The organism is Lysinibacillus fusiformis (assembly GCF_002845985.1).
GTDB lineage: Bacteria > Bacillota > Bacilli > Bacillales_A > Planococcaceae > Lysinibacillus > Lysinibacillus fusiformis_D.
In genome coordinates this window covers 61294-85933 of the sequence record NZ_PDFK01000009.1, presented here as the reverse complement: position 1 = coordinate 85933, position 24640 = coordinate 61294, and the positions used below count along the sequence as shown (strand labels likewise).

Below are 24640 nucleotides of genomic sequence, written 5' to 3'. Positions count from 1 at the left end.
CACAGTAGGGCTGTCATGCAATGTTAGTCCAATTGTTGAGATAGGTAATGACAAATTGAAAGGTGTGTTAAGTATTGTTAGAACAAGAATTGTATGATGTAACAATCATTGGTGGTGGACCTGCAGGTCTATATTCTAGTTTTTACTGTGGTTTACGAGAAATGAAAACGAAGCTAATTGAATCACAACCACAGCTAGGCGGTAAAATTCATGTTTACCCAGAGAAAATGATTTGGGATGTTGGGGGTGTAACGCCTATTTCAGGGGGACAACTAATTAAGCAATTAGTTGAGCAAGCCTTAACGTTTAACCCTTCTATTTATACAGATGAAAAAGTGCTGTCCATTGCCAAAAATGAAGATGGCATTTTTATGATCACTGCGGAGTCAGGAAACATTCATTATTCCAAAACGGTTATTGTCGCTATTGGCGGAGGTATCCTGAATCCTCAAAAAATTGAAATTGAAGGCGCTGAACGCTTTGAAGTTTCTAATTTAAATTACACAATTAAATCCTATGAAAAATTTAAGAATAAGGCAGTTATTATTTCCGGTGGTGGTAACACTGCTGTAGACTGGGCATTAGAGTTAATGGAAGTAGCTTCCAAAGTCTATTTAACATATCGAAAAGATACATTGTCTGCACATGAGGCTCAAATTACAGAGCTTACAAATAGTTCTATTGAATGCCATTTCAATTCTGAAATTACGAAACTGATTGCAGACGATCAAGCAGGAATGATTAAAGCGATTTCTTTAACTAATCATGAAACAGGCACTGTAACAGAGATTCCTATTGACGAAGTGGTCATCAGTCATGGATATGTACGTGATAAGGAGCTATTAGATAATAGTCCGTTAGCCATTGACCGTAAAAATGATTATTTTATAGCTGGTTCGATTAATAGTGAATCGTCCATTCCGGGCCTTTATGCAGCAGGTGATATTCTTCACCATGATGGTAAAATCCATTTAATTGCAGCTGCCTTCCACGATGCACTCCATGCAGTAAATAGTGCGAAGAAATATATTCAACCTGATGCTTCTGAGGGCGGTATCGTTTCCTCACATAATGATATTTTCAAACAACGTAATCGCAAGCTACTACAGGAAAGTTTAAAATAATCGATTTTAGGAGCACTGATGCATTGTTGGTGTTCCTTTCTTTTTGTCTTAATACTATGAAGTGAAGGAGAGCATTCAAAATGGATATACAAGAAATCATAGAATTTTACACAACTGCTCCATTAACATTTTTGGATGTGATTACGGAGAAGATTTCCTCCGAAACGGTCGTTACGAATTACAAGACGATGACGAATGCAGCTGGTTTAATATTTCCTATCAATGGAGTAGCAGATGTTAAAATTGAAGGCAAAAATTACCGATTAGAAAAAGGGCAGATTATCCATGCGGGTCCAAACTTATCTATCCAACGAACAATTACAAGCGATACTAAATTCGAGTATGCTGTCATTCATTTTCAACTATCAGACGGAGAAAATTCAAAGTTTCCACTCTACAATCGTCATTTTGCCTTACAGGTAGGAGAGCAGCTAAAATTAATGAATTTGTTGCAGCAATTAATACAAAATTATGTCATGGGTAGTCATTTATCATTTCTTCAATCGAAAGCTCTTTTTTTTAATATTTTAGAAGAAATCATTTTAGTCATTAAAATGAGGGATTATCAATATAAAAAAGAAAATATAACGTTAATTACGGAGTATATGCAAGAAAACTATACAAAGAATATGACTGTTATGGATATCGCGAATCATTTTAAAATGGAAAGAAGGAAACTGTCCTATCTATTTGAGAAAAAAATGGGTGTTAGCCCGAATGTTTATCTTACTGTTTTGCGTATTCAAAAATCTAAAGTATTATTGAGAACTTCTCATTTATCTGTTAAAGATATTGCGGAAAAAGTGGGTTACACAGATTACTTTTATTTTAGCCGTGTATTTAAAAAAATAACAGGTTTATCGCCTAGCCAATTTCGTAAACATATAAACTAACAAACACCTAGTGAAAAATAACTTTCATTAGGTGTTTTTCATCTAAAAGGAACATATCTTTTCCTTTTTTGGACAACCTAAGCTAGAAAAAATAACATGAGGTGATGATCATGAAAATAGAAAGGTCGTCCGAGTGGGAAGAAGGCTTTAGCAATCGATTAAATCATCTTGAACAATGGCAGAGCTGGACATTATATAAGATGAACTATGATATTGTGAAAAGGAAATTAATCCCTGATTTTACGGGATTACAAGCAACTAAGTATTTACCGCACTTAAAACCATTAGTACACCAGTTAGAAGCGGCTGAAACAGTTATTGAGCGCATGAATGGAAAAGCGATTTTAGCCGATGAAGTAGGTCTTGGTAAAACGATTGAAGCGGGCTTAATTTTAAAGGAATACCTTATTCGAGGCCTTGTTAAAAGGGCATTAATTTTAGCACCTGCTTCTCTCATTAATCAGTGGATTGAAGAGTTAAATTTAAAATTTCATATACCGGCCATCGCCTATAAGAAAAATTGTCCAATAGAGCGCTACGATGTCCTCATTATGAGTATGGATACGGCTAAAAAAAGTCCCCATAAAGAGCGCATTTATGAGCAGGATTACGACATGATTATTATTGATGAGGCACATAAATTAAAGAATAATAAAACACAAATTTATGAGTTCGTACAAGGGTTAAAGAAAAAGTTTTGCTTATTATTAACAGCCACACCTATTCAGAACGATGTGTTCGAACTGTATTATTTAATTTCCTTATTAAAGCCAGGGCATTTAGGGAATTACGATACATTCCAGTCAGCCTTCTCTGCTAGTAAGCATCATTTAGAACATGATGATTATTTAAAAGAATTGGTCAATCAGGTAATGGTGAGAAATCGGCGAGAAGATACAGGGATTGAATGGACAAATCGCTGTGTTCAAATTGTACCGATTACATTTACGGAGGCAGAGAGGGAAGTTTACGATTTGCTTGGAGCCCTTGAAAATACAGGTTCCTTTTCATTAATTACTTTACAAAAGGAAATGTGTAGTAGCAAGGAAGCCACAGCATTAACACTAACGAATATGCTAGATGATCATGTGCAGCCACAAGAACTTGAAGCGATTTTAGCAAAGCTTATGGCCTTAGAAGTAAATTCAAAGGCGGAGAAAACGCTAGAAATCGTAAAACAAGCAGATGACAAGGTTATTATTTTTACAGAGTATCGGGCTACTCAAGTTTATTTACAATGGTATTTGCATACTAATGGCATAACGAGTGTCCTGTTTAATGGGAAGTTCAATAAAAGCAAACGAGATTATATGAAGCATCTCTTTAAAGAGAGAGCACAGGTACTCATCGCAACTGAGGCAGGAGGCGAAGGAATCAACCTTCAATTTTGTCATCATGTCATCAACTATGATCTACCATGGAATCCAATGAAGCTAGAGCAACGTATTGGTCGTGTCCATCGTTTGGGACAGGAGCATGACGTCCATATTTATAATCTTGCGATTGAAAATACCATTGAAGAAAAAATATTGGAGTTACTTCATACAAAAATTGATGTGTTCGAGAAAGTGGTTGGCGATTTAGATGCGATTTTAACAAACTTTAAAGAATCTGTATGAGGTAAGGAGGGGCAACCATGTATCCGCAACAAGTCCATCACTATTTAAAAGAATTTTTTAACGAGAATGACTGCGCTATTTTAGGTGAAGAGGATCATTATTTAACAGTTCAACTAACGGTGGATATTGATAAAAGGATTATGAATAGGCCATTTTATTGGCAGTATATTGAAGCGACTAATAGTGAGCCAAACCCAGCTCAAGTAACCTTCATAACAAATCAAACGTCAATAGCTGGTAACTTATTTGGAGAGGCCATTCATTACGGCTCACCACGTTTAAATCAGCTATTTGTAGCAACAAAAGAATTAGGAGCCTATGTTCAACTGTTTGAAAAGGTGGATAGTGCAATGGGTCAGGTCATCCTAACACCTTGGTTAGGTGTTAACTTTAAAGTTTCTTATTGCTGTGATCGCACAAAAGAAATGCTTTATTCATTTGGTATCAATTTATTGACAGGTGTGGTAAAGGAAGATTTTCATGAAACGATTTGTACCTCAGAATTCGACATGGAGCCCGCAGATAATGTATTTCATGTGCAATATATTATTAAGCCACTTCGAGCACTGGAACGACTACATGCAGCAGTTGAAGCCATCATTGAACAAGATGATCATTCATGGGCAATTGAAGCACAGAAACGTTGGCAACGAGATCAACGAGTCTTAGATTATTTTTATGAGGATGTGGAGGATAAACCTGAATGCTATGAAATTGAACGCAAAGCATTAGAGGAGCAATACGAATCTAAAATTAAAATTGAAATCATTAATGGGGGGGTATTTTATCTCTTTTAAATGTGGAGCTGTCCAGTATAAAGACAGCTCCTTTTTTGCTTTAATCCTCTTCAACCATTCTTTGAAGCTGCACCAATTTATTGTCCCAAAATAAATGGAAGTACTGAAGCCAATCTTCAATTTCCTGCAAACGCTCACTATGCAAAGTATAGATTTTTTCTCGACCCTTTTTTTCAGCAGAAATGAGCTCAGCCTGCTCTAATATTTTTAAATGCTTTACGACAGCAGTTCGACTAATAGCAAAGTGCTCAGAAATATTGGAAATAGGTCTATCACTTGCGGCAAGTAGCTGTAAAATATTCCTTCTTGTGGGATCAGCAATGGCTTGAAAAACATCATATTTTACGGCTGATTGAGTCATTAGGATTCGGCAATCTCTTTTAATTTATGCTGAATAAGTATTGTCCAGCCGTCATCCATTTTTGTCCGAATAGCTTCAGCAGCAGTATTCGCTTTAGGAATAATATGAGAAGCTTCCTTCCAGCCACCATGCGTTAACGTAAATTCTGTTTGATCGCCAACCTCTTTTAGCTCAAAAGTGACGAACCAGCCATCTTGATCCCAGGCAAAACGTAAATAATATGGTGCTTCGACACGTTCTACTTTACAGGGTGAAGGACCAAACGGTGATTGAATAGTGAATTCATGTCCTTCGAGTGGTTGAAAATCATTTGGCATAAACCATGAAGCAATTTTTTCAGCGGTTGCGACTGTCTCCCACACTTTTTCAATAGGGGCATTCAAAGTAATCGTTTTGACAATATCCTGTAATTTTTCAGTCATGTATAGTTACTCCTTTATTGTTTGATGAAATGACACTGATGGTACGAGCCTGCTCAAACCAAAAGCGTTTGCAGAGTTGAGTGACATATAACCATAAGGTGTTAAGAACATATAACACCTTATAGTTATATGTCAATGGAAAAAGATGAGATTATTTTGTATCTTTCTGTAGGTCAATGCTTATGTTAAAATTATTTATAATTTTCTGACATGGAAAGGAGATGTACTATGGTTAACATATCCGTGTTCTTAGTTATGTGCATTTTGCTCATTATTTTACCTGGTCCTGATACAGCGATTGCAACTAAGAATACCTTGACTGTAAGTAGAAAGGGAGGATTACAGACGATCTTAGGATCTTGTTGTGGTTTATTAATTCACACATGTGCTGCTGTAATTGGTCTTTCTGCTATTATTGTGAAATCTGCCTATGTATTTGCTGCTTTAAAGTACATTGGTGCAGTTTATTTATGTTATTTAGGTATCAAAACATTATGGACACTACGGACAATTCGCACACAATCACCTGTAGTGCAAGATGCTGCAAATATGGATCACAAATATTCGCAGCAGTCCTGCTTTAAACAAGGGTTTCTTACAAATGTGACAAATCCAAAGGTCGCTGTATTTTTCCTAACGTTTCTACCTCAATTTGTAGACGGTACGAGCGGTACATTTTTTCCATTTTTAATAATGGGTCTTATTTATACAGCATTAACAATGTTATGGTTTGTCTTCTATGTGTATCTATTAGATCGAATTAGCGCCTTTATGAAAAAGCCATCGACGAAGGCAATAATTGAAGGAGTAACGGGTGCTGTATTAATTGGATTCGGTATTAAACTGGCATTAGAAAAAGCCCATTAAATGGGTAGTGACTCCTTAAAAATAGAGTTTTAGTTATGTAGCTAATCGGCTGGCATAAGTTCGGTATTTTACCAGGCTCATGTCTGCCTATTTTTGCTTAATTCGATCGTTATTATAGTAATCGATATATTCCTCTATTTTCTTCTTTAACGCTTCATAGGAAATTAATTCTTCTCCCTATTACATTTCTTGTTTGAGTAAGCCAAAAAAGTTCTTCATGTGATAGTGATACGTTGCTTCTGGAATATCGACTTGTTTAAAGATGTCTTTTAATCGGAACCCTTCTTCTTTGGGTTCTTTATCCAGTAAAGGATTAAACGAATTGAAGGAGAATTTATTACTAAAAGGAATTCTACATATCATTTCATAATAAATATGAACAAATGAGGAAGATGTTTATGGAATTACGGGATTTAAAAGCATTTATGGCTGTGGTTGAACAGGGAAGTTTTACAAAGGCTGCAAATGTGTCCTTTGTATCTCAGCCATCACTAAGCAAAAGTATCAAGAAATTAGAAGAAACATTACAAGTTGAATTGTTGAACAGGTCTACTCGCAAAGTAGAGCTAACAGACGCAGGGAGTATTGTCTTTCAACAGGGACAAAAAATATTGCACGGTGTTCAAGAGTTGCATATTTTATTGGATGATTTATTGAATATTAAAACAGGCGCTATCAAATTAGGGATTCCACCTCTAATTGGCACATTATTTTTTCCTGACATCGCCAGGAAATTTCATCAACTATACCCAGAGGTGCATTTAGAGCTTGTCGAACGAGGCGCTAAAATGGTAGAAATGCTAGTTGAAAATGGCGATGTTGATATGGGCATTGTTGTATTACCAGCAGATGAAAGGAAATTTTCCGTTCAGCCATTTGTAGAGGATCAATTTTTTGTATTTATGAATGAATCCCATCCATTGGCAAAAGAGGATTCTATAGCTTTGAAGGATTTAAAAAACGAAACGTTTATTATCTTTGCAGAGGAGTTCACGCTCCATGACTATATTATTAAATCATGTAAAAGCGTAGGCTTTACACCGATAGTCGGCTATAAAAGTTCACAATGGGATTTGATTTTGGAATTAGTATCCTCCAATCTGGGCGTTACACTATTACCCTTCTCAATTGCCGCGAAGCAAACAAATGCCAATGTGAGAACGATCCCATTACATCAATTTCATATGCCATGGCGTTTAGGGATTATTACGAAGAAAAACACGTATCAATCTTATGCATTAAAGCAGTTACTCAAAACGATTGGTAGAAATACTGAAAATGGATTTATTCCAATAAGGAATAAATAGTATTCGATTTAATTCCTTTACTTGTAAAATAGCAATGATGTAGAATTTTTCTTAATAAGCGAGCAATTATAGGGGGGGTTCGAGATGGGGAATGGGAAAGTATGGAGTTCGTTTGAGGAAGCTGTTGCGGATATTAGAGATGGAGACACATTAGCTGTAGGAGGCTTTGGGCTCTGTGGTATACCAGAAAAATCGATTGCAGCGTTAGTACAGCAGGGCACAAAGGATTTAACGGTTGTCAGTAATAACTGCGGTGTAGATGATTGGGGTTTAGGTCTACTCTTAGCGAATAAACAGATTAAAAAAATGGTGGCTTCCTATGTAGGAGAAAATAAAATTTTTGAACAACAATTTTTAAGTGGTGAGCTAGAAGTGGAATTATCGCCCCAGGGAACACTTGCGGAGCGACTACGTGCAGGTGGCGCAGGAATTCCAGGATTTTATACTGCGACAGGTGTTGGAACGCCAATTGCGGAAGGAAAAGAAGTAAAGGTTTTTGATGGGAAGGAATTTATTCTGGAAGAAGGCATTGTGGCTGATTTTGCCCTTGTCAAAGCATGGAAAGCAGATAAGCAAGGAAATTTAGTCTACAGAAAAACATCACGTAATTTTAATCCATTGGCTGCTATGGCAGGGAAAATTACGATTGCTGAGGTTGAAGAAATTGTGGAAGTGGGCGAGCTAGATCCAGATCACATTCACACACCAGGTGTTTTTGTACAACGTGTATTAGTAGGTGAAAATTATGAGAAGCGTATCGAGCGTTTAACGGTGAAAAAGGGGGAAGCGTAATGGATACAAGACAAAAAATGGTTAACAGAGCAGTAAAGGAAATAGCAAATGGGATGAATGTTAATCTAGGTATAGGCATCCCAACACTTGTTGCCAATGTGATCCCAGCCGATTATGACGTGCTGTTACAATCTGAAAATGGCCTTCTCGGTATTGGACCTTACCCAGTAGAGGAAGCCGTTGACCCTGATTTAATTAATGCGGGGAAGGAAACGGTTACTGCAGTTCCAGGAGCATCCTTCTTTGATAGTGCAGAATCATTTGCAATGATTAGAGGCGGTCATATTGACCTTGCCATTTTAGGTGGCATGGAGGTATCTGAAACAGGAGACCTTGCGAACTGGATGATTCCAGGGAAAATGGTAAAGGGAATGGGTGGCGCTATGGACCTTGTTGTAGGAGCTAAAAGAGTGATCGTCGTAATGGAGCATGTAAATAAAAACGGTGAATCTAAAATTAAAAAGCAATGTGAGCTCCCCTTAACAGGTAAAGGAGTAGTACATCGCTTAATTACAGACTTAGCTGTTTTTGATTTTACTAAAGATGGCATGCAACTGATAGAGTTAGCCGAAGGTGTTACTTTAGAGGAAGTAAAAGAGAAGACTGCTGCTTCGTTTAGCGTTGCTTTAGCATAATAACTTCAGACCTAGGACTGTTTCCAGCATTATTGTCTCATTCTACAATAGTTTAAAAAGGGAGGCATAACGATGGAACAACAATGGACAAATGAATTAGCAGTTGCACAGGTTAGAATAGCAAGACCAACAGATCAATTACAAGAAATAGAGCGTTTTTACTGTGAAGGAGTCGGCTTAAAGAAAATTGGCTCTTTTACGGGACACCGTGGCTATGATGGGATTATGATTGGTCTCCCGAATGTAGGCTATCACCTAGAATTTACAGCGCATGTTGATGGAAGTCCTTGTCCTGCACCAACTAAGGACAACCTTTTAGTACTTTATATTCCAAATAATGAAACCATTCGTCGTATTACCGAACGTCTCGAACTTATGGGATATCCCGAAGTGGAGCCTGAAAATCCTTATTGGGCAGAGCAAGGGATAACTATTGAAGACCCAGATGGCTGGCGTCTTGTATTAATGAATACAGCAGGCATCTAACTAAAGAATCCAAAGCACGAGCTATACATATAGTCTCGTGTTTTTTTATGATGATAAATACCCATTGTGGTATATAATGATTTATAAAGGAGGTTATGCTATGCAACGAATAAAGACATTGGATAATTGGAGCGAGGTGTTAGAGCAATCAAAGCACATGCCATGTCTTGTATTAAAAATTAGCATGACATGTATGAGCAGTATTGCAGCTATAAAGGAATATAAAGCACTCATAACAAAATTGCCGAAGTATCTTGTGATTGTCCAAATGGATAGAGTGGTTTCTAATGCTATTGCAGGTGATCTTCAGGTGAAGCATGAATCACCACAGCTATTAATATTGCAAGATGGGAAGGGAATTTGGCAAGCAACACATGACAAGATAAAACAACCTCTTTTAGTAGAGGCTATAAAGCAGTATGTAAAAACAACAACTTAAAAAAGATACCTCACAATAGGTTGTGGGGTATCTTAATGGTTAATCCTCTAAAGCCTCATCTTCGTGAAAGTTCGTAGCGCTAGATTCTATATCCACCTGTAGATAATTTGCCCAGTCTATTTTATGATAATCCTCTTCACTAAAATAAATATTCAAGACCTCTGTCATTGTTTTATCACCATCAGGCTCAGTGAGTGGAGCATACCAAGTAATAGCAGGTGTCTTCACACTTTCTAGCTTGGATAATTCAGCAAAAATTTTAGTGGAATCCTTCAACATTTGACTTTTTGATCCCTCTGTCACATCTGTGTCCTGAATGGAAATTGTGACAACACCATCTTTAGATTCCTCTACAGAGAATTCATTTTTCACAATCGCACCTACTATATCTTCAACGGTCGTGTTTTGATCGACAGCTACTTCCTTTGGCTCCGTACTTTTTCCACAGGCTGCTAAAAGTAGTGAAGTGAATACAAGTAAATAAATTATTTTTTTCAATATCCTAACCTCCCTTGTTACTCCATATATGCGCAAAATGGGAAGGAATTATACAGGCTATGGAAAGGTTGTACAGACTTTTTAAATTAGGAGGGGAACTAGTCGTATTATATAAAGAAGAAACGTTCCATATTATGTAAAAGATTATGACGTTTTCTATAATGAAATTTGTAAAGTGGAAAGTATATTAAAAAGGTATTTGCAAAAAAATTTAACACCATTGATGAAAAAAAGCACAGACTGTAGACAAACTCGATGAATTTTGAGTTTGCCTACAGTCTTTTTTCTTTTACAATAAAATAAAGTAAAGCCGTTGATTTCCACTACGGGCGGACGCTTTCCGCGGGCGGGGTCGAGCTGCTTCCCTCGCTTCGCTCAGTCCAGGATCTCGACTTTCCCGCTTTTCCCGCAGGAGTCGCCGCCCTTCGTTCCAATCAACTTCTACATAAAGTACTCTATCTACATAGGGTGTTGAAAAGTAAACTTTTGAGGTGATCAACCATGATGACGAAGAATCAAACCAATGAACGTGAACAATTAGAAATGTTAACGATTGATCAATTAGTTCCCAACGATCATTTAGTGCGAAAACTAGAGGCTGCTATTGATTTTTCATTTATCTATCCTTTAGTAGAACATCTCTATTCACCTAATGGGCGTCCAAGTATTGATCCTGTTGTTCTCTTTAAAATGACGTTTATTCAATATGTTTTTGGCATTCGCTCCATGCGTCAAACGATCAAAGAAATTGAAACGAATATGGCGTATCGCTGGTTTTTAGGATTTGGCTTCCATACAGAAGTCCCGCATTTCTCTACCTTCGGTAAAAATTATGCCCGTCGCTTTCAAGACACCGATATATTTGAACAGATTTTCTATCGTATATTAAAAGAGATTATGCATCAGGGACTCCTCCATGCAGACCATTTATTTATCGATTCCACGCATGTGAAAGCGAGTGCGAATAAACGGAAGTATGATAAAAAGGTCGTGCGAAAAGAAACACGGGCTTATGAAGAGAAGCTTCAATTAGAGTTAAATATGGATCGTGAAGAACACGGAAAAAAAGTCCTTTCCCCCCAGAGAAGTTTGAAAAGAAATAATGGAAAGCACGACAGATCCTGAAAGTGGCTATTACGTGAAGGATGAACGTACGAAGCAGTTTGCGTATTCCTTTCATGCAGCGACAGAAGTAATTCTCCTCTACGTAAGCCGGCAGTTACCGCTAATGTGAATAGAAGTCTCCAGTGTGAAGGCTCACTTTGCACTAGCTGTAATAGTTGAGCTATTTCATCCTCATTATAAACCTGTAACTTCTCCTTTACCGCATCTTTAGGCGGTTTAGGCTTCTTAATGCCGTCCATGGGATTCTTTTCAATTACTTTCCATTCAGTGGCATACTTAAAAACACTTTGAAGCGTGCGGTATATGTCTTGTTTGGAATGGTAGGTTAACTCTCCTTTATTACCATCTTTTCGTGTAAGGTTTTGCATTAGATTCAACAGCATGAGCTGGTTTATTTTATCCATGTGCATGTGACCGTTCACTGGCAAGATATGATTTTTCAGTTTTAATCGATGGTTACTTATTGCTGTTTGTGACAGTTCAGTTAGGGCGAATTTGATTTCCCATTCCTTTGCAAAGTCTGAAAATATCATATTGGATGGCGCAATGTATTCTCCAGATAGCACCTCTTTTTTAAACTTCATGTACTCATTAAGGACATACTCTTCTTTTTGTTTAGGTGTGAGGTTTTCATAAATAAAAGGGACGAAATTTTGACCCTCCTTACTCACTATCAGTGCTGCTTTGTGTATTCAAGTTGTGAGTCTGACGGTGCTTTGTATAGAGTCGCACTTGGACCACAAAATAATTCTATTTAAAAAGCATGATAGTGATAATTCCGCTTAGCACTAGAAATTTGAACAGATTCTCCCTAAGAATCGACGTAACCCTAGTAATCTCGTTATCAAACATTTTTAGGAATAAGCCCACCACTAAAGCGAGCACAAGACTAATAATTATTTCTGTTGTTGTCATAGTGTCGACCTCCTTTGATTTAATTGTGGCATATATCGAGGGCAATAGAACTTAAGTTCAAAATGCCCTATATTGATTCATTACGCGCCACAAATCGCTATTTAACTAATGTTATCAATTTTTTAAAGATCGAATAAATTGTTTCATGATGTTTCACAATGAAAAAATTTTAGGGAGGTCATAACTTATTGCTTAGATAACTGTGGGAGAAACATAAGAACTAGGTAGTTCATCAAGGTATACAGTTTCGATTACTCTTACGAAGTTTGGAATTATCAAGAAACATACATTTTAAAATAAACTACACATGAAAAGAGGAAATTAACAATGTCAGAGACTATGAATATAGCGAGATTAGATTAGAGGCAGTTGATGTTCAATTTACAGAATGGAAAGCTTCACAAACACATCCGTGTACTTATGATAAAGCAGCACAATACCTGGATAAAATCTTTTATGTTGAAGTGCAAGATGTCATGAATCGATCAGAGCTAGAAGTGAAACAATTTGTAGAATACTTCAATCTTTATTGTAATGACTGTTTAGCTGATGTAGCTATAGAGATGGAGAAAATAGCTGTATGCTTCATTATCCGGGTAAGTGGTGAAATTCTATTCGATAATGATAGCGAGGAAATGATAATGTTTAAGACTGCAGCAGAAGCTTATGAGTACATCGAGGTTTTAAAGCGTAATGGGGCTTTAAAGGATTACTTCTTTATTGATGTTGAAGTCGATTATATGGTTTACGCTAATGAATAAATGATGTTTAGGTACTCACTTTTTGTGGGTACCTTTTCTTATGTAGATATACGTAGCCTTCATCTTGTAAAGGGAGGGAAACATCATGTTTGAAAAGGACTTAGCAAGAATGTATGCATATCTACCCGTAGTATTGAGTCAACTTGCTAAGGTAAATCCAGATGCAGCGCTTGAGATAATTCAAGATTGGGGAGATGGAAGAAAAGACATCCGAAAACTATGGGATACGACAATTAATGCTTTGAAGGATGCTGGTACTTATTCTGATAGAGTGAGCGATTTAGATGTGAGAGTTAGGGGTCTGAAGGATGAATAGAGGCATAAACAATAGTAAAGGAGCAGAGCATTGCAGAATAAAGAATTAATTCAAATGTATGCTTTTCTACCGTAAAGTTAAGTGAGCTTTCTAAAGTAAATCCCGAAGCTGCAATAGAAATCCTACAAGATTGGGGAGCTGGGAGAAAGAGTATACGTAAACTATGGGGTGCTACAATCGATGCTTTAGTTGAGTTTGATACAAAATCAAATAGTGATCATGAATAAGGTAGAAATTAAAAGGAAGTATTTTAGTAAATTGAGGAATTAAACTAGAGGAGGTGGGGAATTTGCAATTCAAAGAATTAGTTCGCATATATGCTTACCTTCCTGTAAAGTTGAGTGACCTTTCAAAAGTAGATCCTGAAGCAGCAATTAAATTGTTACAGGATTGGGGCGAAGGGAAAAAGACTATTCGTAAGCTTTGGGATGAAATTCATAAGGCCTTATATTTAAATAATGTAGGTGATTAGATTAATATAGAGACTAAAACGAGTTTTTAGTATCTTTAACAATCGGAAGTCCTTACCTTTTGGCGAATAATGCATAAGTAAGAGGTCGAGAAAAATAAATCCGTGGTTTCTGGTACCCCTATACAACTACTGAAAAAGAAGAGTTAATATCAATACAACATATTTTTTAAGAAAGCTATGTTGCTAAATGTAGGAAATACATAATTATACATAACAGTTTAATGGTATATTTATTATAAATATATAGTTTCTAAAGGAAAGGGGCGTTTGTTTAATGACAAATCCTGCAAAAATTTTTATTAGTTCAGCTAACGAGCCCGCATTGCGGGAGATAAGAAAAGAATTAAAAGCTTCTTTAACTAATGCTGGTCATAGAGTTCTCATCTTTGAGGATGGTGATTTTGCTCCTTGGGATAAGGATACTTTACAAACTTGTATTGATAAGGTAAAAGAATGTCAGATTTTTATCTTGTTGATTGGAGAAAAGTCTGGAACATATCTAAATAATTTAAAAACGACTCCTACTTATATAGAATTTCATACTGCGGTTGAAGAAGGTTTGTATATAATTCCGTATGTTCAATGTGATGTGAAAAATAATTATCTCTGGTACATGCAGTCGGAGATAAAGCAAAAAATAGAAATTTATGAACGAGAAAACGGGCGACGTCCTAACGAGTTATCAGAAATAGTCGGTGAGATTATCGAAAGCCACACAGAAAAAGAGAAACTAAATGGAATTGATTCATTTGTATGGGAGTTCATTAGTGATGTTGAGTATAAATGTGGTTGGCTTTATAGTTTAGATTATAAAAATAAAGATGAATTTTATGAAGAAGTAAAACATTATTTAAGTACCCAGTTAGCTATAGGCATTAAGTTTGTTCCATTGAAGGAGGAAATTATATCCAACGCAGGGTATGTTGAAGAATATCAAAAATTCCAGAGATACACAAATAATTTATTGTCTTTACTTGATGGGGGTATTGTAAAAGACTGGGAAAGATTTCTTGCGTTTATTGTTAGAGAACTCCGTGGTGGAAAAATTGTTGATCAAAAAGGTTATTTATCGAGGACATTAAATGAATATGAGAATTGTAATGCAGCAAGTATGTATAAATGTGAGGGTTCCCAAATGCATTTAATTACCTATCAAGGTGCAATTACACCACCTGAAGAATATCCATTGGATGATAAAGAATCATTTGTAGTTGACACCTATATAAAAGATGCTCAAAGCATATACTATAGTATGGAAAAGCAATTGTTGTACTTTGCAATTAAGGCGGGTAAGTTCGTATTATGTTTCCATTTTCCTTTGAAAAAAAGATGGACAAATGACCAAGTATCTGCCTTTCATAATGAGTACAGAGAGGCTATAATTGAATCAAGTTCTGCTGTATTTGTGGAATTTGCGATTCGATTATTAGGAGGGATAATTGATGAAGGCTAAAAATGATTATAATAATCAAAAGGTGAAGTTAGTTGCAACTGATAAATCAGAATCTGTAAAAAAATACGCTGATGAGCATATGAAGACTGCAAACAGATCAAGCTCCACAATATTAAGAGCTTTTAGTGGGAAGAAAAAATCAGAATAGTAATAACGGGGATAGCTACTATGTTAAGTGGTTATCCCCATTTTATTGCTGAAAACATCAAGTATATATGGACTATTTATTTTAAATGTAATGAAATAAAGTCCGTTTTATATTAAAATGGTTGTTATAAAAACATATGGTGGTGGACTAAAAGTGGATATATTTGATTATTTCGTCCATTTAACGAGGTTAAGTTTACAAGGGAGTAAACAAGACATTGTTAGATTAGTGAGAAAAAATATTAAACAGTTTTCTAAGGAATATCCAGAATTCGCTAAGGAATTAAGTAAAGAGTTATTAAATGTGGGTGATAATGTAAATCTTACTAGAAAAGCGGTACCTCCTAACCCTTTACCGATAGATGTAGACAGTAAATTAGAGTTGGTAAAAAAAGAAGAAATTAAATTTGAAGAAATTGTTTCTTGGCAGAAAATTGTTAGTGACGAACTTGAATTGATAATTAAAGAAAGAAAATTTTGTAACGAATTAAGAAAAACAGGACTTTCTCCTACTAGATCAGCACTGTTTGTGGGTCCTCCTGGTGTGGGGAAAACATTGGCTGCGAAATGGATATCAGCACAATTGAATAAACCATTGGTGACACTAGATCTTGCTGCCGTTATGAGTAGCTATTTAGGTAGGACAGGGAATAACATCAGGGCAGTTTTAGAGTTTGCGAAAAAAAACGATTGTATCTTACTATTAGATGAATTTGACGCAATAGCCAAAAAGAGAGGCGATGATTCTGAGCTGGGAGAGTTAAAAAGGTTAGTAACTGTACTTTTACAGGAGATTGATGAATGGCCCGATTCTAACTTATTAATTGCTGCAACTAACCATGAGGAATTATTAGATCCTGCAGTTTGGAGACGGTTTGATAGAGTTGTACAATTTCCTAAACCTTCCTTTAAAGACCTTCAAATAACAATAAAAAGACTACTGTTAGATGAATTTCCAGAAAAGGATATTTTTATTGATACTTTAGCAATATTATTGGAAGGTGCTTCATATTCCGAAGTCACAAAAAAAATAAACAACATTAGGAAGGAAAGTATACTATCTGAAACTAATATAAGGGAAAGTATTGAGGATTACATTTCCAAAATGTGTGATAATATGGATAAGAGCGTAAAAATACAAACTGCGTTGAAGTTTATTCAACAAGGATATTCACAAAGAAAAACAGCTGAGATTTTGGGGATATCTAGAGATACTATTAGAAAATATCAAAATACAGGGAATTGATGTTTGGGGGAGAGGTATGTGTCGAGAGAAAATAATTACTTATTGGGGAATGGCGAAAAATTAACAGATAGTGTAAAAATTAAAAAAAGTAGTGGAGAAAAAAAGCCTCCTTATGACTTTGAGACAGCAAAAGAACAAGTAAGTAGTTGGTTAAACACAACTATAGAAGACTTTGATAATTTACCCGACGATGCCTGCCCAGATGAACAAGTAAGTGTTGTTATTACTATGCATCCTAGATATATTTCAAAGAGTGAGTTCCCTAAAGACCTACTTGAAAATATAGGGGTACGTGCTGTAGGGGGACGTTCTCGAAAAATTAAACCTAGGGCATGGGGAGTTAAAACTCATCCAGAGGAGGCATTGACGGATGAAATTATAGTCATGGGACCAAAAAGTAAATTTTATGAATGGTCTAATTCTATTTCAAGATGGGATTTACAAGTTAAAGGTGCTGAATCTTTAACACATTTGGAAGGAATCCGTGCATTTTCATCGGAGGAGAAAGTTAAAAACTTACCTGAAACTGATGAGCGCTTTTTATTTGAATTTGTTTTACATGAAGGAAACAGTTTATTGAATATGAATAGGTTCAAAAGATTTGTGGAGACTCATGACGGGCAAGTTGTTGAGGAAAAAATTAGATATGTGGGAGATTTAGCGTTTGTTCCTATTTATGCTTCAGTAGAAAATAGTAGGGATTTAGCAAGCTATACTTATGTTAGGGTGTTGAGAGCTATGCCTAAGCTTAGAACTTACATGCCTAGTGCTGGTAATTATATTGGAGAAAATGATTTGTTTTTTTCAGAAAAACCAGTACCAAGTACTGATTTAAGAGTTGCTATTTTTGATGGTGGGATTCCAGAAAACTCACCTATCAGAAAATGGGTAAATGTTATCGATCCTGAAGGGATTGGTCCAGCTCATGAGGAAGGACTAGAACATGGTTTAGGTGTAACTTCTGCATTACTGTTTGGTTCAATTGATAAAAATTCTTTAGAGGAGTTGTATCCAATCTGTGAAGTAGATCATATTCGCGTAATAGATTCTAATACTGATTCCTCTGAAGATTATGAGTCCTATGATGTATTGGATCGAATTATTAAGACATTAAGAAAAGCAGAAGAAGACGGAAGGCCATACCAATTTGTGAATTTAAGTTTAGGTCCTGATATTCCAATTGAGGATGACGAGATTAATCGCTGGACTGCAGAACTAGATTCTTTATTGGTAGGTAAGAATACTTTTGTAACTGTAGCTGCTGGGAATTCTGGCTGTGAAGATGATGTCTTAAAGTTTAATAGAATTCAGCCACCTTCTGATGCTGTTAATGTGTTGACGGTAGGTGCGTGTAATACAGAAGGAATGGTTTGGGAAAAAGCGGATTATAGTAGTGTTGGTCCGGGGAGAAGCCCGGGAATTATTAAACCAGATGGTGTGGTCTTTGGAGGTAGTGATGAAGATGAGTTTGTAATTTTGACGAATGATTCGAATAATCCTCTTATGGGCACTAGTGGTACTAGTTTTGCTGCACCATATCTTCTAAGATCATCTATTGCAGTGAGTGCACAGTTGAATATTAATAATCCTTTATTAAATAAGGCATTGTTGGTCCACCGAGCTGAGCGGAATGAAAAACTTCATAAAATTGAAGAAGTAGGCTGGGGAAGGTTTGAAACAGATTTTTCTAAACTAATCACTTGTGATGACGATGAGGCTATAGTGATTTATCAAGGTGAATTAAACCCTAGAGAACATCTTCGAGCCTATGTACCATTACCTGAAGAAGCGCTAATAGGAAAAGTATCAATTACTTCAACCCTTGTTATCTCTCCTGAAATTGATCCTAGTTATCCTAATGTATACACTAAGGCAGGATTAGAGGTTACTTTTCGACCTAATACAGAAAGATTTGGAGTAAATAAAAAAGATGGTACTATTAATAGACATCCAAAAACGAGAGCGTTCTTTAATTGTAAAAATGTTTTTGGCAACGCAGAGTTAGAACTGAGGGAAGATGGACATAAATGGGAACCGTGTCTTAAAGCTTCCCAAACATTCTTAGCCGGTTCCCTTTTAAATCCGGTATTCGACATTTATTATCACAATAGGGAGGAGGGACAAGCACTTAGAATACCTAAACCTATTCCTTATGCTCTAGTGATTAGTATAAAGGCTCCTAAGGTCCCAGATTTATATAACCGAGTGGTTAGAACTTATTCTAATATTTTAGTTCCTCTGAAACCACAGTTAAGAATTCAACTTAATGGATGACAATAATTTAAGCAGTGTATCTATATTAGATATACTGCTTTTTTTTGCATCATAATAAAGGTGGTTTCAGAGGAGGATTTTTAAAAATTTGCACACGATAGAAAATCGCATAAAAAATCACCCTCCAACAATAGAAGGGTGACTCACTTCAAAGCCATGTGGCTGTAAGATCAAACTAAAAAGCCGCGTATGCCGTAGTTATTATAGAAAGTTTTAAACCACCACTCCTCAAAGTGGGTGTTCGCAGAAGTTTTCCTGCTTATCCTCATGCACCGTAGTGTGAGGCCCGTCATTCCAACTCCAATAATAAAACTCCCTTTTACAGCTTAAAGGTTAAAACTTAATATTATACGAACAATGCAGCCTTTATGGATATAATAAAGCATGATCGACGAACATGCAAGTAAGATGATTACTGCAAATTAGTCAATGGGCAAGTGTTCCAAATGGTGTAATCGACATCTAGAAATACCTTCAAAATGGTGCCACTGCTTCATATTTTTTTCACAAATACGAACGGAAAATACGAACAGTCTTTACTTATTATGATTGATTATGTAAAGATAGGAGCATAAAGAGGATTTTCCTAGAAAATATGTAAAGGAGGAAGCGGAAATGGCAGCTTATCCAAATTGTCCAAAATGTCATTCTGAATATACGTATGAGGATGGCGTAAACTATGTGTGTCCGGAATGTGCACATGAGTGGAGTATGAACGCATCAGAACAGGAGTCGGATGCACTTATTGTAAAGGATGCAAATGGCAATCTGTTAGCTGACGGCGATTCAGTTACCATTATTAAGGATTTAAAGGTGAAGGGTAGTTCTTCCACTTTAAAAATTGGGACAAAGGTAAAAAGTATTCGTCTTGTAGAAGGCGATCATAATATTGACTGTAAAATTGATGGCTTTGGTGCTATGAAATTAAAGTCAGAATTCGTGAAAAAAGCATAAAAACCAAAAGGCACCTAAACTTTAGAAATCAGTTTAAGGTGCTTTTTGTATAATTATTTATTGAAAAACCCTACGTAGTAGAATGGCAAAAGCAGCACCTAATAAGGCGAAAATTGTATGTAAAAGAGCGATGTAGCCGGCTGCAATCACGAGTGCTCCTATTTCTGCGAAGGAATAGGTTGTAATATAGAGCCCATTATTTAGATTATTAATGATAGCCCAAACAAATACAGGCACGGAGCTTATGATAAAGACAATCCAGATGTTTTTATAGAAAAGGTAAGAAAGACAACCGAAAAGTGCATATGAGATAACAAAGCCCTTTTGATTGCCGAGTAAGGATGAATTAATGGCAAACATAAAAGATAACACAATAAATATGATGTGAAAAAAGGATAATGTTCTTTTCATGGGTAAGTATTCATCTTGAGTTGGCTGTGAATGGGCTAGCCGCTGACATTGCTGACAAGTTGTTAGATGTTGTTCTACAAATTCTATCGTCGGTGCTTGGAGCTTTTGTTTTTTATAAAGAGGTATTAAATCTTCTACAATCGAGCATTCCTGTGACAATACTTTCCCTCCAATCCATGTCCTCTCATTATACGATTTTTTTTAGAAAATAAAAAAAGCCTTCCGTGAATTTTTCAATCGGAAAACTTGTACATGCATCTTATTTATTTGGCTTTAGTACTTCATCTGTTAAGGCTTGAATATCGATATGCGTTTTTTCCTTTACTGCATCCTTTAAAATTTCTGTGCGGAAATATTGCACTGTTGCTTCAAGTGGAATCGCCAAAAGCTTTGAAAGGGCTGATTGGTACATATAGACAAATTCTTTGTCAGTATTGCCACGCTTTAATTCAGCGAAAGCTTCATAAAATTGATCGAGCTTATCCGCAAATTCGAGCAAACGCCCCTCTAACGTATTGTCCTTACCTTCTTTCATCCGTTCAAAGAATATAGCCTGAAATTCTTGTGGAATTTCATTGATAATAAATTTTTCCATCATCTTTTCTTCCACATGTGCTAGCATTTGCTTTAGCTCTGGACTCGCATGTTTGACAGGGGTCTTTATATCTCCAATAAAAACTTCAGCAAAGTCATGGTTGATGGTTTTTTCATATAAGGACTTCCAATCCACTTCTGCTCCATTCATTTCTTCTAATGTTGCGAAGAACATTGCGTATTGTGAGACTTTCCAAGAATGGGCAGCCACATTATGCTCTTCGAACTTGAAGCGACCAGGGCAGCGAATGATACGCTCTAAGTCATTAAGGTTTGTAAAAAATTGATGAATTCCTATAAAAATCACTCCTTTTTGTTCTATAAATGCATGTTACTATAAACAATACCCTCTTTGTGCAGTTTTCAAACAATTTAACAATGATTCAAGCTGTGTTTACAAAGGATTCACAATTGCTGATAAAGTAGACTTAGGTTGGGTGCTATAATGTAGAGGACTGATGAAAAGGGGAGTACACATCATGTTTTCCATTTATACACTTCTTCTTTATATACATATTTTAAGTGCCGTTCTTTCGATTGGGCCTTTGTTCGTTGTGTTAACGATTGTTAAAAAAATGCGCACAGCTTCCAATGATGAAATGCCACCATATATAGAAGCGTTTAAAGGGGCTATTGCTATTGTTAAACATTCAGGACATGTCCTAGTAGCCTCAGGTATTTTGCTAATGTGGTATGCAGGCTATCATTGGAATACTTCATGGATTGTCATGACCTTCCTTGTGATGTTTGCATCCATTGTATTTTTAGCTAGAGCGTTTAAACCGACGTTACGTACATTTAATACGCCTTCTTATAATCAACAACAATTTGTTTCTCTTTTACAGCGTAAAACATGGATGTATATTTTATTATTGCTTATCATGCTTTGGTTAATGGTAGCAAAGCCGATTTTCTGGTAAAAAGAGCATGGAACAAAAAGATTTTAGCCAATAAAACCCGGACTATTTGACAAAACACAATTAGTGTCTTGTCATAGTTCGGGTTTTCTGCGTATATCTATTTGTTAATTGTATCTAGATTGCGTGATGGCCAAAGTTGTGGTCCAGCCTCTTTAGCTTACAAGGCGTTTAAAATAGCTTTTACGAATAAATAGGTAACTAATGAGGAAAAGCACAAAGAAACAGCAAGAGCTAGCCATGGAAACCTGTAAAAATGCCGTAGAGACCATTGTACGCATAGACAATAATGTCGTCAGCAATAGCATAATGGCAATAGTGAACGGCACAAATATAAGGATCGCTAACTCTTTGGCAATAACGGTAGCTAATTCTTTTTTGGAAAGCCCTAGCTTACGGATGCCAATATACTTTTCCTTCTCCTGTAGTAATGTAGTTTGCAAATAGAAATACAGTATACTCATGGCAGCACTTAAGAAAATTAAACTTAACATGGAGCCTATAAAGAACATGACGCTTTTGATAAACATCTCCGTGTCATACAAATCAATTTTGGAAGTAACATAACGTTCTCCAGGTAGAGATGGTATGTTTTTAGTAATTATATTCGCCAATTCTATATGGGCTGCCCAGTTGTCTAGCTCATAAATATAGGTTTTATAAACTGGGTAGTCTATGGCTTGGTAGATGCTGTCAGGTACAATGAAATAACTATGCTGGAAACCAGTAGATAGCAGATTTTGCTCAATCGTTTTAGTAAGTTTGAACGACTTTATATACGGGTCACTGGCATTGTCTGTTATAGTCGCTACACCTCGACTTCCTGCTACAGCAATAAATTCATTTTGATGTAGGACATTTTCCTGTTGTTGTAACAGGTTATAATCCGATAATGCCATATAGCCAATGCGTTGATCCTCATTTGATTTAAATTCAATAAAAAACTTTTGTGCACGAACCGATGATAGATTATTTTCAAGATAATCAAGATCAGTCTTTACCATATTGTCGTCAGCCTTTGGATCAGCAATGTATTGAAAGCTATACGGGTAATTTTCTTCACTATCCTTTTTTACATTGTAATAAGAGCTAAATAAAATGCTAGTGCATAGAAAGACACCGCTTAATAGGATAGTGACTAGAAACAGCATATTTGCATGTGATTTCATTTTTGCATTTAAATTGGATGCCAACAGCATATTCGTTTTACGAAGATAGGCAGGGGACCTTTCAAATATTTTTAAAAATAGCCTCAAGCCCTGTGCGATGACTAAATGAATTGTACAAAGAATACTAGTGAAAAATAACAGATAATAGAGAATACCTAGCGTGTCTACAATGGCATGCTCGGTTTTTAAGAAGTACGCTAATATACCAGTTATCATTATGCTTAAAATGAACAACACATAATGCGGCTTAATCGATTTTTCGATAATCGTATCACTTTTTAAGAGCTGAATAGATGCTTCTTTATTAATGAACCTCGTTATGACTGTCGATATCACCACAAATAAAATCAGAAATAAGCCAATCGTTAAGCCAATTGCTTGTAGAGGCATGTACATACCAAACGTTTCTGCCTTTAAAACAACCTTTGCCCCCATTAAAAAAAGTGGCGTAATGACAAGTCCAAGAACGATCGCAAATAGAATAGCTAAAATGCCAATTAACAAATTTTCTCGGAATACAAGCTTACGAATTTGCTTCATGGAAGCTCCCGTAATCATAAATATTCCTAGCGTTTTGGTCTTCTTGCGTAAAAACGCCATAATTGAATAGGTGATATAAATAAAAGAAAATAAATAAACGAGCATACTAGCTAACATCAGTGAGATACCAAGTGTCGAATCGGGGTCTAAGCTTTTCAGACTTGGATGAAAGACGATCACAGAAAATAAAAAGAAAATAATAATGGAAAACATGCTACTTAAGAAATAAGAAACGTATGTCCATTTGTCCCGTAAAATATTTTGAAGGACGATGTGATTAAAGCTCATGATGCCCACCACCTAAAAAAGCAAGCGTGTCCATTATTTCTTGGTAAAATTGCTTGCGGTTGTTGCCACGATGTATTTCATTATACAACTTGCCATCTTTCATAAAAATAATTCGATTGGCGAAGCTGGCTACATAAGGATCATGGGTCACCATGAGAATAGCTGTTTTGAGCTCGTGATTAATGGAGGTAAATAAGTTCATCACATCATTGACCGCCTTTGAATCTAGATTTCCTGTAGGTTCATCTGCTAACAATAGGCTAGGTTCATGAATAACAGCTCGAGCTATGGCTACTCGTTGTTTTTGTCCACCTGAAATTTCATAAATACGTTTAGGTAACAGTTCCTCGATACCAAGAAATTGAGCGACATGCTTTAAGCGCTGACGCATTTTGGGTGCAGGAAAGCTATCTAATGTTAATGGCAATAAAATATTTTCTTTCACTGTTAGTGTATGCACAAGATTAAAATCTTGAAAAACAAAGCCTAGTTCAGAGCGTCTAAACTGGGCGAGTTCTTCATCATTTAAGACATAGGGATTTCTATTATTGATGATGATATCACCAGCAGTAGGCCGATCAATAGTAGATACACTATTTAAAAATGTTGTTTTTCCACTACCAGAAGGACCCATGACAGCTACGAATTCCTGTTGACTTAGCTGAAAATCAATTCCGTTTAACGCTTTATATGTGAGCTCACCGATATATTCTTTTTGTAAATTGGTTACTTGAAGTATTGTATTCCCCACTTGAAACAACTCCTTTATGATCATTAGATAACTTTAGTATAAAAAAGGAGCGGGATATAACCTATTT

The 24640-nt window shown here is 36.1% G+C and carries 27 protein-coding genes, 1 other RNA gene and 2 pseudogenes; 20 read left to right on the top strand and 10 right to left on the bottom strand.

The genetic code is table 11. The features are described from left to right. Positions 1–74 precede the first annotated feature (74 nt). From CRI88_RS20165 to CRI88_RS20150, 4 genes are all read left to right on the top strand, one after another. Positions 75–1124, top strand: a complete 1050-nt coding sequence (locus CRI88_RS20165) for an NAD(P)/FAD-dependent oxidoreductase (protein ID WP_036117955.1) — start codon at positions 75–77, stop codon at positions 1122–1124. Positions 1125–1204: 80 nt separating this feature from the next. After that, complete coding sequence (locus tag CRI88_RS20160; protein WP_036117951.1) at positions 1205–2017, top strand: AraC family transcriptional regulator; 813 nt, start codon at positions 1205–1207, stop codon at positions 2015–2017. 104 nt (positions 2018–2121) lie between these two features. Continuing rightward, positions 2122–3636: a DEAD/DEAH box helicase gene (locus CRI88_RS20155; protein WP_058843977.1), complete on the top strand. Its 1515-nt coding sequence runs from the start codon at positions 2122–2124 to the stop codon at positions 3634–3636. Positions 3637–3653: 17 nt separating this feature from the next. Then, positions 3654–4433: a YqhG family protein gene (locus CRI88_RS20150; protein WP_036117946.1), complete on the top strand. Its 780-nt coding sequence runs from the start codon at positions 3654–3656 to the stop codon at positions 4431–4433. Positions 4434–4473: 40 nt separating this feature from the next. On the opposite strand, the gene CRI88_RS20145 is transcribed toward CRI88_RS20150, so the two are convergent. Then, entirely contained in the window at positions 4474–4794 is a 321-nt protein-coding gene (locus CRI88_RS20145; protein WP_036117943.1) for an ArsR/SmtB family transcription factor, read from the bottom strand. After that, on the bottom strand, positions 4794–5216 hold the full coding sequence (locus CRI88_RS20140) for an SRPBCC family protein (protein WP_101966967.1): 423 nt from the start codon (positions 5214–5216) through the stop codon (positions 4794–4796). Before CRI88_RS20140 ends, CRI88_RS20145 begins: the two co-directional genes overlap by 1 nt. 228 nt (positions 5217–5444) lie before the next feature. Between CRI88_RS20140 and CRI88_RS20135 the strand changes: the two genes are divergently transcribed. Continuing rightward, positions 5445–6083, top strand: coding sequence for a LysE family translocator (locus tag CRI88_RS20135; protein ID WP_101966966.1), 639 nt, complete (start codon positions 5445–5447; stop codon positions 6081–6083). Positions 6084–6170: 87 nt separating this feature from the next. Here the strand turns inward: CRI88_RS20135 and CRI88_RS23240 are convergent. Beyond that, a pseudogene (locus tag CRI88_RS23240) lies at positions 6171–6302 on the bottom strand (IS3 family transposase); the annotation flags it as partial. A gap of 179 nt (positions 6303–6481) precedes the next feature. On the opposite strand from CRI88_RS23240, the gene CRI88_RS20125 reads away from it, so the two are divergent. From CRI88_RS20125 to ytxJ, 5 genes are all read left to right on the top strand, one after another. After that, entirely contained in the window at positions 6482–7390 is a 909-nt protein-coding gene (locus CRI88_RS20125; protein ID WP_101966965.1) for a LysR family transcriptional regulator, read from the top strand. 84 nt (positions 7391–7474) lie between these two features. Further along, the gene (locus CRI88_RS20120; RefSeq protein WP_058843972.1) at positions 7475–8182 is read left to right on the top strand and encodes a CoA transferase subunit A; all 708 of its coding nucleotides are present in this window, start codon (positions 7475–7477) and stop codon (positions 8180–8182) included. After that, the gene (locus CRI88_RS20115) at positions 8182–8817 is read left to right on the top strand and encodes a 3-oxoacid CoA-transferase subunit B (protein WP_036117929.1); all 636 of its coding nucleotides are present in this window, start codon (positions 8182–8184) and stop codon (positions 8815–8817) included. The genes CRI88_RS20120 and CRI88_RS20115 overlap by 1 nt, the downstream gene beginning before the upstream one ends. Positions 8818–8889: 72 nt before the next feature. After that, complete coding sequence (locus CRI88_RS20110) at positions 8890–9303, top strand: VOC family protein (RefSeq protein ID WP_101966964.1); 414 nt, start codon at positions 8890–8892, stop codon at positions 9301–9303. 100 nt (positions 9304–9403) lie between these two features. Beyond that, positions 9404–9742, top strand: a complete 339-nt coding sequence (ytxJ, locus tag CRI88_RS20105; protein ID WP_036117923.1) for a bacillithiol system redox-active protein YtxJ — start codon at positions 9404–9406, stop codon at positions 9740–9742. Positions 9743–9781: 39 nt separating this feature from the next. Here the strand turns inward: ytxJ and CRI88_RS20100 are convergent, their stop codons facing one another. Further along, the gene (locus CRI88_RS20100; RefSeq protein WP_101966963.1) at positions 9782–10240 is read right to left on the bottom strand and encodes a hypothetical protein; all 459 of its coding nucleotides are present in this window, start codon (positions 10238–10240) and stop codon (positions 9782–9784) included. Positions 10241–10741: 501 nt separating this feature from the next. On the opposite strand from CRI88_RS20100, the pseudogene CRI88_RS20095 reads away from it, so the two are divergent. After that, positions 10742–11432: pseudogene (locus tag CRI88_RS20095) on the top strand (transposase); the annotation flags it as partial. Positions 11433–12115: 683 nt separating this feature from the next. Here the strand turns inward: CRI88_RS20095 and CRI88_RS22595 are convergent. Beyond that, a complete protein-coding gene (locus CRI88_RS22595) occupies positions 12116–12280 on the bottom strand; it encodes a hypothetical protein (RefSeq protein WP_180957829.1) in 165 nt (54 codons plus the stop codon). 476 nt (positions 12281–12756) lie between these two features. Between CRI88_RS22595 and CRI88_RS20090 the strand changes: the two genes are divergently transcribed. From CRI88_RS20090 to CRI88_RS20065, 7 genes are all read left to right on the top strand, one after another. Next, positions 12757–13041, top strand: a complete 285-nt coding sequence (locus CRI88_RS20090) for a hypothetical protein (RefSeq protein ID WP_101966962.1) — start codon at positions 12757–12759, stop codon at positions 13039–13041. An 85-nt stretch (positions 13042–13126) separates the two neighbouring features. Next, positions 13127–13357 (top strand): hypothetical protein, encoded by a 231-nt coding sequence (locus tag CRI88_RS20085; RefSeq protein WP_101966961.1) that lies wholly within the window; start codon positions 13127–13129, stop codon positions 13355–13357. Between the two features lie 289 nt (positions 13358–13646). Next, positions 13647–13829, top strand: coding sequence for a hypothetical protein (locus tag CRI88_RS20080; RefSeq protein WP_101966960.1), 183 nt, complete (start codon positions 13647–13649; stop codon positions 13827–13829). A gap of 274 nt (positions 13830–14103) precedes the next feature. Continuing rightward, entirely contained in the window at positions 14104–15282 is a 1179-nt protein-coding gene (locus CRI88_RS20075; protein ID WP_101966959.1) for a DUF4062 domain-containing protein, read from the top strand. Continuing rightward, positions 15272–15430: a hypothetical protein gene (locus tag CRI88_RS22590; RefSeq protein WP_180957828.1), complete on the top strand. Its 159-nt coding sequence runs from the start codon at positions 15272–15274 to the stop codon at positions 15428–15430. The genes CRI88_RS20075 and CRI88_RS22590 overlap by 11 nt, the downstream gene beginning before the upstream one ends. A 153-nt stretch (positions 15431–15583) precedes the next feature. Next, entirely contained in the window at positions 15584–16675 is a 1092-nt protein-coding gene (locus CRI88_RS20070; RefSeq protein WP_180957827.1) for an AAA family ATPase, read from the top strand. A gap of 42 nt (positions 16676–16717) precedes the next feature. Next, entirely contained in the window at positions 16718–18949 is a 2232-nt protein-coding gene (locus tag CRI88_RS20065; protein ID WP_180957826.1) for a S8 family peptidase, read from the top strand. A gap of 176 nt (positions 18950–19125) precedes the next feature. Here CRI88_RS20065 and ssrS read toward each other — a convergent pair. Beyond that, positions 19126–19318, bottom strand: a non-coding RNA gene (gene ssrS / locus CRI88_RS20060) — 6S RNA. A 246-nt stretch (positions 19319–19564) separates the two neighbouring features. On the opposite strand from ssrS, the gene CRI88_RS20055 reads away from it, so the two are divergent. Then, positions 19565–19903: a zinc ribbon domain-containing protein YjdM gene (locus CRI88_RS20055; RefSeq protein ID WP_036117890.1), complete on the top strand. Its 339-nt coding sequence runs from the start codon at positions 19565–19567 to the stop codon at positions 19901–19903. A gap of 57 nt (positions 19904–19960) precedes the next feature. Here CRI88_RS20055 and CRI88_RS20050 read toward each other — a convergent pair whose 3' ends face one another. Both CRI88_RS20050 and CRI88_RS20045 read right to left on the bottom strand, forming a co-directional pair. After that, positions 19961–20473, bottom strand: coding sequence for a zf-HC2 domain-containing protein (locus tag CRI88_RS20050; RefSeq protein ID WP_101966956.1), 513 nt, complete (start codon positions 20471–20473; stop codon positions 19961–19963). Between the two features lie 100 nt (positions 20474–20573). After that, positions 20574–21215, bottom strand: a complete 642-nt coding sequence (locus CRI88_RS20045) for a YfbR-like 5'-deoxynucleotidase (protein WP_080717022.1) — start codon at positions 21213–21215, stop codon at positions 20574–20576. Positions 21216–21387: 172 nt separating this feature from the next. On the opposite strand from CRI88_RS20045, the gene CRI88_RS20040 reads away from it, so the two are divergent. Continuing rightward, positions 21388–21828 carry a DUF2269 family protein gene (locus CRI88_RS20040; protein WP_036117885.1) on the top strand — a complete coding sequence of 147 codons (441 nt, stop codon included), beginning with the start codon at positions 21388–21390 and terminating at the stop codon, positions 21826–21828. Positions 21829–21980: 152 nt separating this feature from the next. On the opposite strand, the gene CRI88_RS20035 is transcribed toward CRI88_RS20040, so the two are convergent. Continuing rightward, positions 21981–23822, bottom strand: coding sequence for an FtsX-like permease family protein (locus CRI88_RS20035; protein ID WP_058844793.1), 1842 nt, complete (start codon positions 23820–23822; stop codon positions 21981–21983). Beyond that, positions 23812–24597 (bottom strand): ABC transporter ATP-binding protein, encoded by a 786-nt coding sequence (locus CRI88_RS20030; RefSeq protein WP_197413021.1) that lies wholly within the window; start codon positions 24595–24597, stop codon positions 23812–23814. Before CRI88_RS20030 ends, CRI88_RS20035 begins: the two co-directional genes overlap by 11 nt. Positions 24598–24640: the final 43 nt, after the last annotated feature.

Coding starts and splice junctions, on each gene's coding strand:
- CRI88_RS20075 (WP_101966959.1), top strand. CDS start 14,104: ATGACAAATCCTGCAAAAATTTTTATTAGTTCAGCTAACGAGCCCGCA.
- CRI88_RS20040 (WP_036117885.1), top strand. CDS start 21,388: ATGTTTTCCATTTATACACTTCTTCTTTATATACATATTTTAAGTGCC.
- CRI88_RS20085 (WP_101966961.1), top strand. CDS start 13,127: ATGTTTGAAAAGGACTTAGCAAGAATGTATGCATATCTACCCGTAGTA.
- CRI88_RS20035 (WP_058844793.1), bottom strand. CDS start 23,822: ATGAGCTTTAATCACATCGTCCTTCAAAATATTTTACGGGACAAATGG.
- CRI88_RS20150 (WP_036117946.1), top strand. CDS start 3,654: ATGTATCCGCAACAAGTCCATCACTATTTAAAAGAATTTTTTAACGAG.
- CRI88_RS20090 (WP_101966962.1), top strand. CDS start 12,757: ATGAATCGATCAGAGCTAGAAGTGAAACAATTTGTAGAATACTTCAAT.
- CRI88_RS20160 (WP_036117951.1), top strand. CDS start 1,205: ATGGATATACAAGAAATCATAGAATTTTACACAACTGCTCCATTAACA.
- CRI88_RS20030 (WP_197413021.1), bottom strand. CDS start 24,597: ATGATCATAAAGGAGTTGTTTCAAGTGGGGAATACAATACTTCAAGTA.
- CRI88_RS22590 (WP_180957828.1), top strand. CDS start 15,272: ATGAAGGCTAAAAATGATTATAATAATCAAAAGGTGAAGTTAGTTGCA.
- CRI88_RS20115 (WP_036117929.1), top strand. CDS start 8,182: ATGGATACAAGACAAAAAATGGTTAACAGAGCAGTAAAGGAAATAGCA.
- CRI88_RS20135 (WP_101966966.1), top strand. CDS start 5,445: ATGGTTAACATATCCGTGTTCTTAGTTATGTGCATTTTGCTCATTATT.
- CRI88_RS20110 (WP_101966964.1), top strand. CDS start 8,890: ATGGAACAACAATGGACAAATGAATTAGCAGTTGCACAGGTTAGAATA.
- CRI88_RS22595 (WP_180957829.1), bottom strand. CDS start 12,280: ATGACAACAACAGAAATAATTATTAGTCTTGTGCTCGCTTTAGTGGTG.
- CRI88_RS20155 (WP_058843977.1), top strand. CDS start 2,122: ATGATCATGAAAATAGAAAGGTCGTCCGAGTGGGAAGAAGGCTTTAGC.
- CRI88_RS20145 (WP_036117943.1), bottom strand. CDS start 4,794: ATGACTCAATCAGCCGTAAAATATGATGTTTTTCAAGCCATTGCTGAT.
- CRI88_RS20140 (WP_101966967.1), bottom strand. CDS start 5,216: ATGACTGAAAAATTACAGGATATTGTCAAAACGATTACTTTGAATGCC.
- CRI88_RS20125 (WP_101966965.1), top strand. CDS start 6,482: ATGGAATTACGGGATTTAAAAGCATTTATGGCTGTGGTTGAACAGGGA.
- CRI88_RS20055 (WP_036117890.1), top strand. CDS start 19,565: ATGGCAGCTTATCCAAATTGTCCAAAATGTCATTCTGAATATACGTAT.
- CRI88_RS20120 (WP_058843972.1), top strand. CDS start 7,475: ATGGGGAATGGGAAAGTATGGAGTTCGTTTGAGGAAGCTGTTGCGGAT.
- ytxJ (WP_036117923.1), top strand. CDS start 9,404: ATGCAACGAATAAAGACATTGGATAATTGGAGCGAGGTGTTAGAGCAA.